The 7,567-nt window shown below is 63.7% G+C and carries 7 protein-coding genes; all 7 read left to right on the forward strand.

Annotation, left to right across the window (positions count from 1 at the left end; all coding sequences use genetic code 11):
• The first annotated feature begins 8 nt into the window (after positions 1 to 8).
• On the forward strand, positions 9 to 947 hold the full coding sequence (locus tag QF819_07640) for an ATP-binding cassette domain-containing protein (GenBank protein MDP6803031.1): 939 nt from the start codon (positions 9 to 11) through the stop codon (positions 945 to 947).
• Positions 947 to 1,672, forward strand: a complete 726-nt coding sequence (locus QF819_07645) for an ABC transporter permease (protein MDP6803032.1) — start codon at positions 947 to 949, stop codon at positions 1,670 to 1,672. The genes QF819_07640 and QF819_07645 overlap by 1 nt, the downstream gene beginning before the upstream one ends.
• Positions 1,673 to 1,681: 9 nt before the next feature.
• On the forward strand, positions 1,682 to 3,436 hold the full coding sequence (locus QF819_07650) for a GldG family protein (protein MDP6803033.1): 1,755 nt from the start codon (positions 1,682 to 1,684) through the stop codon (positions 3,434 to 3,436).
• A 1-nt stretch (position 3,437) separates the two neighbouring features.
• Positions 3,438 to 4,439, forward strand: a complete 1,002-nt coding sequence (locus QF819_07655) for a DUF4340 domain-containing protein (protein MDP6803034.1) — start codon at positions 3,438 to 3,440, stop codon at positions 4,437 to 4,439.
• A gap of 171 nt (positions 4,440 to 4,610) precedes the next feature.
• Positions 4,611 to 5,303, forward strand: coding sequence for a succinate dehydrogenase cytochrome b subunit (locus tag QF819_07660; GenBank protein MDP6803035.1), 693 nt, complete (start codon positions 4,611 to 4,613; stop codon positions 5,301 to 5,303).
• 1 nt (position 5,304) lies between these two features.
• Entirely contained in the window at positions 5,305 to 7,218 is a 1,914-nt protein-coding gene (locus tag QF819_07665; GenBank protein ID MDP6803036.1) for a fumarate reductase/succinate dehydrogenase flavoprotein subunit, read from the forward strand.
• A partial coding sequence (locus tag QF819_07670) for a 2Fe-2S iron-sulfur cluster-binding protein (GenBank protein MDP6803037.1) occupies positions 7,218 to 7,567 on the forward strand: 350 nt, incomplete at its 3' end. The genes QF819_07665 and QF819_07670, both read left to right, overlap by 1 nt.

A 7,567-nucleotide genomic window follows, 5' to 3' on the forward strand; every position in this document is an offset into this window, starting at 1 on the left:
CCAATCCCATGATTGATGTCAAGAATGTCTCCAAGTCTTACGGGTCCACGCTTGCGCTGGACCGCGTCAGCTTCTCGGTCGCGGAGAACCAGATTCTGGGTTTCCTCGGACCGAACGGCGCTGGCAAGAGCACGGCGATGAAGATTATCACCACCTACCTGGCCGCGGATGAGGGCCGGGTGACGGTGGGCGGCGTGGATGTCGCGGAAGATCCGCTGGCGGTCAGAAACCGGATCGGCTATCTGCCGGAGACGGCCCCGCTCTATGACGACATGCGCACCGTGGACTACCTGGAGTTCGTCGCCCGGGCGCGCGGACTGGACGGAGCGCGCCTCCTGGGTCGGCTGGACTGGGTCTACGATGCCGCAAGCATCGAGAGCGTCCTCTTCAAGAATGTCCACGAACTCTCCAAGGGGTTCAGGCAGCGCGTGGGACTGGCCCAGGCGCTTCTTCACGATCCGGACATCCTGATTCTCGACGAGCCCACATCCGGACTCGATCCGCGGCAGATCATCGACATCCGGAATCTCATCGCCTCCCTTGCGAAGACGAAGACCGTCATCTTCTCTTCGCACATTCTGGCGGAGATCGATGCCGTGACCGAACGCATCGTGATCATCAACGAAGGCCGGATTGTGGCGGATGGGCTAGTAGAAGAACTGAGACGCTCCGCGATGAAAGAAACGCGCTGCATCGTCCGCTTCCCGGATGCCGGGGAGGTGGCGCGAACAGCACTTGCCGAAGTGGAAGGGGTCCAGTCCGTGGAACCCGCACCCGATGAAGCCGAGGGAGCATGGGTCGTCACCAGCCCGCTGGATACGGACCTCCGCACCGGGATCAACGCGCTCGCCCGCGCCCGCGGATGGGATCTTCTGGAACTGCGGCCGGAAACGCCCACGCTGGAGCGCGCCTTCATCCGGCTTACGGGAAAGGAGGTGGACGCCTGATGCGCGACATCACCGTCATCTTCCGCAGGGAGTTCGGAGCGTACTTCAACTCCCCCATCGCCAGCATCTTCATCATCGTGTTCCTCTTCCTGACGAGCGGCTTCTACGCCAACGGGTTCTTCCTGGCCGGAGTCGTGGACATGCGGGACTTCTTCAGCAGCCTTCCGCTGTTCCTCATTTTCTTCATTCCGGCTCTGACCATGCGGCTCTGGGCGGAAGAACAGCGCCTCGGAACATTCGAACTGCTCATGACGCTCCCCATGAAGCCGTTTCACATCGTGCTGGGGAAATACCTCGCGGCCCTTCTCTTCTACGCCATTGCGCTGGGCTGCACGCTCACCATTCCTCTCACCCTCGCGTGGATCGGATCCCCGGATCCCGGAGCCATCTTCTGCGGATACCTCGGGGCATTCCTGCTGGGTGGCCTGTATCTCTCCATCGGCATCTTCGTGTCGGGGCTCTTCAAGGACCAGATCGCCGCGTTCGTCCTCACGCTGCTCGCGTGCTTTTTCTTTTTCCTCTCCGGGACGCCGTTTGTGGCGGCGCTTCTGGACGGGTGGATTCCCGGGGCAGGCTCCTTCCTGCAGGAAGCGTTCGGGCTGGCCCGACACTTCGACGGCATCCAGCGCGGAGTGATCGGCGTGGATAATATCGTGTTCTTCGTCTCGTTCTCAGCGGCCTTCCTGCTGCTCAATACGCATTCACTCGAAGGCCGCAAGTACTAGGAGGCTGTCGTGTTTTCCAAGAGAATCGGCTTTGAAACCGGGCTCGTGGTGGGCGCGGTCCTCCTTCTCGGGATCGCCGTGTTCCTCAATCGCACGGTGTCGAATCTGGCGCTCGGGCGTTTCGACCTGACCGAAAACCAGATCTACACCGTCTCCGAGGGCGCGAAGAACATCCTCGGTCGTCTGGAAGTGCCGGTGCAGGTGAAGTACTTTGTCACGCCCGCGGAAGAGATGCCGGCCGGGCTCACCACGCTTCAGCAGGATGTCCGCGACAAACTCCAGGAACTGGCGATCACCTCGGGCGGAAATCTGGAGTTCCAGCTGGTGAACCCGAAGGAAACTCCCGAACTGGAAGAGGACCTCGCGGCGAAGGGAATCCGTCCCTTCCAGGTGCAAAGCGTGGATCGGGACGCGCTGGCCCTGAAGCTCGTCTACAGCGCGCTCTCCATCGGCTACAAGGACAAAGCGGAGGAGATCCTCCCGCAAGTTCTTCCCGAGACGCTCGCCAATCTGGAGTACGAGATCCTCACGGCAATCGTCAGGACGACTCGCGACATGGATCCCGTGATCGCCGTCTACTCCACCCGGGAGCGGCCGGACCCGCAACTCATGCAGATGTACATGCAAATGGGGCAGGCCCCTCCGGAACCCCCGGACAACTTCACCGCCGCGCGGGAAGTCCTGACCGGAAACGGATACGATGTCCGCCCGGTGGACCTCACCGAGGCCAGTCCCATCCCCGAGGAGGCCGCGACGCTCCTCCTGCTCGGCGTGCAGGAACTCGGAGAGCGCCAGCGGTATGAGATCGCGCAGTTCCTTCGCCACGGCGGACGCGTGATCCTCTCTGCTCAGGCTCTCCTGTACGATTACGCGCCCGGGAGCCGCGGGGGATTCAGCATCTCCGCGCGAGCGCAGGCGTCCTCCGCAAACGACCTCCTTTCGGAATACGGCGTCCGCGTGGATGATCGCATTCTGATGGACGCGCAGATGGCCACGCTCGCCATTCCGCGAACAACCAATCTCGGCGGGCTCCGGTTTCAGGTGACGGAACCGGTGCAGGCTCCCATGCAGATTCGCGTGCTGGGCGATGGCTTGAGCGACGACCTGCCGCTCACCGCCGGTGTCCCCGAACTCCTGTACCTGTGGGGCACGCGGGTGACCCTGGACGAAGAGGCCCAGAACGCCATGGAGCTCTCCTCCACGACCGTTCTCTCCGGAAGCGCCGAGTCGTGGCTGCTGAATCGGAGCGCGGGGCTGATCGAACCGGCCGATGTAAACCCCACCGGACATGAGCCCGTCCCCTCCCCGCCGCTGGCCGTACTGGTGGAAGGGACCTTCCCCGACCCCTGGGCGGAAAAGCCGGTGCCGGAGTGGCCAGAGGGCGCCGCAGCGGAAGACGAAGCCCCGGAGGAGATGGAACCGGCCGGAGCGGAACTTCCACCCGCCCCCGGGAAGCTCCTGGTGACGGGGTGCGCCAAGATGTTCGAGAACATGCTTCTTGAGCAGTCAGCCCACGCGCTCTTCCTGCTCAACTCCGTGGACGCTCTGACGCTCGGCGAAGACCTGATCAGCATTCGCGCCAAGCGTTTTGATCGACGCACTTTCGGGGAAGTCTCCGACGGGAAGAAGCTCGCATTCCGTATGATCAATGTGGCGCTGATCCCCATACTTGCCGTGGCCTTCGCACTCACGCGCAGAACCATGAGGCGTCGCCAGTCGGACGAGTACGCCGCACGCTATGCGGCCTCTCACGGAGGATCCTGAAATGACCGGCAGAAACCGAACACTCTGGGTTCTCGTCGGCCTCTTCCTCGTGCTGGTGGTTCTTTCCCAGCTCACGGGAAAGCGCCGGAACGCCACCACTGAGGGCGGCGGAATCGTTCCTCTGATTACCGGCCTCGACACGGCGGAGATCGGCTCCATTCGCGCCTGGCTGGGGTCTTCGCCCGACAGCGTGCTGGAAGTCCGCCGATCGGGAGACGGATGGGAAGTCTCCTCCCGATGGAACTGGCCCGCGAAGCAGACGCAGGTGGACCAGTTCATGAACAGCCTGAACGACCTCCGCGGCGAGATTCGCTCGTCCACGGAAGACATCCTGGCCGACTACGACCTCGACGAGGAGTCCGGGCTTCATGTGGTGGCAATGGGACTCGGCGGAACAGAGCGGTTCCATGTCATCGCGGGGAAGACGGCCTCACGCGGAGGGTCCTTCACGCGCCTTGCCGACTCGCCCGCGGTGTACCTGGTTCGCGCTTCGCTGAGATCGACCTTCGGCATCTGGGGAGATTCGCCGGAAGCGCCGGACGCCAAGCGGTGGGTCGACCTCTCCATCCACAAGGCGGATCGAAACGAGGTCGATCAGGTCGTTCTTCAGGGAGACGACCGGATCGTGTTGACCAAGGTACTCCCCGCCCCTGCGGGACCGGACTCCGTCGTGGACCGATCTTCCTGGACATGGAAGGCGGACGCGCACGGCGGGTTCGACAAGGCCGCCGCGGATGGAATCGTCGGAAGCCTGTGTTCGCTCTACGCGCAGAATGTCGCCGACCCTGCCGGGATCGACCGCTATGGACTGGGCGAAGGGTCACGCATCGCGACGCTCACGATGGCGGACGGGACCACGCGGGAGATCCGCTTCGGCGCGGAGACGGAGGACGGGCAATCCTGCTATATGCGGGTCGGCCCGGACGGCAATCCCGCCACGCTGCACAAGGGCACGGCCGACCGCCTCTTCCCTGACCGCGAGTCGCTGACCCCGAAGGAGTAGCGCCGCTCACCGCACGACGGCCGACGCGGAGGCCGGCTTCGCCGCCTCCCGCCTCTGCTGACGCTCTCGTCCTTGCCAATCCCACTCCGCTGGGGATAGCATCCGCGGTCGGGATGGGAAGGGACGGCCCCTCTTCCCGTCCCCCTGCAAACCGGGGCCGGGGGGACCGAAATGAACCGGTGGTCGAGTACCTGGAGTTCATCCATCGGGGCCAAGACCATCATGGCCCTGACCGGACTGGCACTCCTGCTTTTCGTTCTCATCCACTTACTCGGGAATCTTCAGATCTATCTGGGACCCGATGCCATCAACGCCTACGCAAAGAAGCTCGCCAGCCTCGGCGGGATCCTCTGGGTGATGCGCGGCGGTCTGCTCGCAATCTTCGCGCTGCATGTCGCGTCTGCCATCCGGCTCACGCTCCGAAACCGCGCAGCCAGGCCGGTGCGTTACGACACGCAGCAGGCGCTGGAAGCGGGGATTGCCTCACGGACGCTGATCTACAGCGGGTTTGTCGTGATGGCGTTTCTCATCTACCACATCCTGCACTTCACGATCGGCACGACAGACCCGTCCATCATGGTGGACGACGGCCACGGCCACCGCGATGTGTACTCCATGGTCATCCTCGGATTCCAGAACACTCCGGTGGCCATTGCGTACATCGTCGCCATGGTTCTTCTCGGCTTTCATCTGCATCACGCCATCGCCAGCCTCGCGCAGACGCTGGGTCTCTCCCACCCCGGCTATCGCACCACGATGGCCCGGGTCGGTCCCGTGCTCGCCTTCCTGATCGCGGCGGGCAATCTCTCCATTCCCCTCGCGGTGCTGAGCGGCTTCCTCGGCCTTCCCGCAGGAGGGCAGTGACATGAGACTCGATTCGCAAACCCCGTCCGGACCTCTCGCGGAGAAGTGGGACCGCCACCGCTTTGAAATGAAGCTTGTGAATCCCGCGAACAAACGAAAGTACCGGGTGATCGTCGTGGGAAGCGGACTCGCCGGAGCTTCGGCCGCCGCAACGATGGCGGAACTCGGCTACGGAGTGGACTGCTTCTGCTTCCAGGACAGTCCCCGCCGCGCGCACAGCATTGCCGCACAGGGCGGAATCAACGCCTCCAAGAACTATCAGAACGACGGCGACAGCGTCTTCCGGCTCTTCTACGACACCGTCAAGGGCGGCGACTTCCGCTCTCGCGAAGCCAATGTTTACCGGCTTGCGCAGGTCAGCGAACACATCATCGACCAGTGCGTCGCGCAGGGGGTGCCCTTTGCGCGGGAGTACGGCGGGCATCTCGACAACCGGTCATTCGGAGGCGCACAGGTCTCCCGGACATTCTACGCCAGAGGGCAGACCGGCCAGCAACTACTGCTCGGGGCCTATTCCGCTCTGTCGCGGCAGATTGGCGCGGGGGCCGTACGGATGCATCCGCGAACCGAAATGCTGGACCTGATCGTGATCGACGGACGCGCGCGCGGAATCGTCACCCGAAATCTCGTGAGCGGACGCATCGAGTCCCATGTGGCGGACGCAGTCGTCCTCGGGACCGGCGGGTACGGGAATGTGTTCTACCTCTCCACCAACGCGAAGGGCTGCAATGTGACTGCCGCCTGGCGGGCGCATCGTCGCGGCGCGGGCTTCGCAAATCCCTGCTACACGCAAATCCACCCGACCTGCATTCCTGTCTCCGGAGATTATCAGTCAAAGCTGACGCTCATGTCGGAGTCGCTCCGAAACGACGGCCGCATCTGGGTCCCGGCCTCCGCAGACGATTCCCGAGCCCCGGGGGACATCCCGGAGGAAGAGCGCGACTACTACCTGGAGCGAAAGTACCCGAGCTTCGGAAACCTCGCCCCGCGCGACATCTCCTCCCGCAGTGCAAAGGAAGCCTGCGACGATGGGCGTGGCATCGGCTCGACCGGGCTCGGCGTATATCTGGACTTCCGGGACGCCATCGGACGCCTCGGCGAGGACACGATTCGAGCTCGCTACGGCAACCTCTTCCACATGTACCGAAAGATCACCGGTGAGAATCCGTACGAAACGCCCATGCGCATCTACCCTGCGTCCCACTACACGATGGGCGGCCTGTGGGTGGACTACAACCTCATGAGCACCATCGACGGGCTGTTCGTCATCGGCGAAGCGAACTTCTCCGACCACGGCGCGAACCGACTCGGCGCGAGCGCGCTCATGCAGGGCCTTGCGGACGGCTACTTCGTTCTTCCGTACACCATCGGGAACTACTTCGCCCGAATGGAACGGACGGAGGTCACGACGGATCATGCGGAGTGCCGTGGCGCCGTCGAAGAGGCCACCGCCCGCATCGATGCGCTGCTCGGTACCGGCGGGAAGGAAACGCCGGACTCCTTCCACCGTCGGCTGGGACAGATCGTCTGGGAGCACTGCGGCATGGCGCGCAACGATGCCGGGCTTGCCAAGGCGCAGGCGGCAATCCCCGCGCTCCGTGAGGAGTTCCGCGAGAACCTCCTCGTATGCGGAACGGGGAACGAACTCAACATGAACCTGGAGGCGGCGGGCCGCGTCGCGGACTTCCTGGAGTTCGCGGAACTCATGGTCACGGACGCCCGCGCACGCACGGAGTCGTGCGGGGGGCACTTCCGCGAGGAAAGCCAGACGGAAGAGGGCGAAGCCGCTCGCGACGACGAGAACTTCTGCCACGCATCCGTCTGGGAGCATCGCGGTGCCGGAGAGACGCCGGTGCATCACCGGGAACCGCTCGTCTTCGAGCATGTCGAGTTGAGCCAGAGGAGCTACAAGTAATGAAACTCACTCTCAAGGTCTGGCGCCAGCGGAGCGCGAGCGAGAATGGCTCGTTTGAGAAGTACACCGTCCCGGACGCAAGTTCCCACATGTCTTTTCTGGAGATGCTCGATGTGGTCAACGAACAACTGGCCACCTCCGGGGGAGATCCGATTGCGTTCGATCACGACTGCCGCGAAGGAATCTGCGGGATGTGTTCGCTGGTGATCAACGGCGTGCCGCACGGGCCGGAGCGCGGAACCACCGTCTGCCAGCTCCACATGCGTTCTTTCACCGACGGCGACACCATCACGATTGAGCCGTTCCGCGCCCGGGGGTTCCCGGTGCTTCGGGATCTCATCACCGACCG

The organism is Gemmatimonadota bacterium, from assembly GCA_030747075.1.
GTDB lineage: Bacteria > ARS69 > ARS69 > ARS69 > ARS69 > ARS69.

Coding starts and splice junctions, on each gene's coding strand:
- QF819_07640 (MDP6803031.1), top strand. CDS start 9: ATGATTGATGTCAAGAATGTCTCCAAGTCTTACGGGTCCACGCTTGCG.
- QF819_07655 (MDP6803034.1), top strand. CDS start 3,438: ATGACCGGCAGAAACCGAACACTCTGGGTTCTCGTCGGCCTCTTCCTC.
- QF819_07660 (MDP6803035.1), top strand. CDS start 4,611: ATGAACCGGTGGTCGAGTACCTGGAGTTCATCCATCGGGGCCAAGACC.
- QF819_07665 (MDP6803036.1), top strand. CDS start 5,305: ATGAGACTCGATTCGCAAACCCCGTCCGGACCTCTCGCGGAGAAGTGG.
- QF819_07645 (MDP6803032.1), top strand. CDS start 947: ATGCGCGACATCACCGTCATCTTCCGCAGGGAGTTCGGAGCGTACTTC.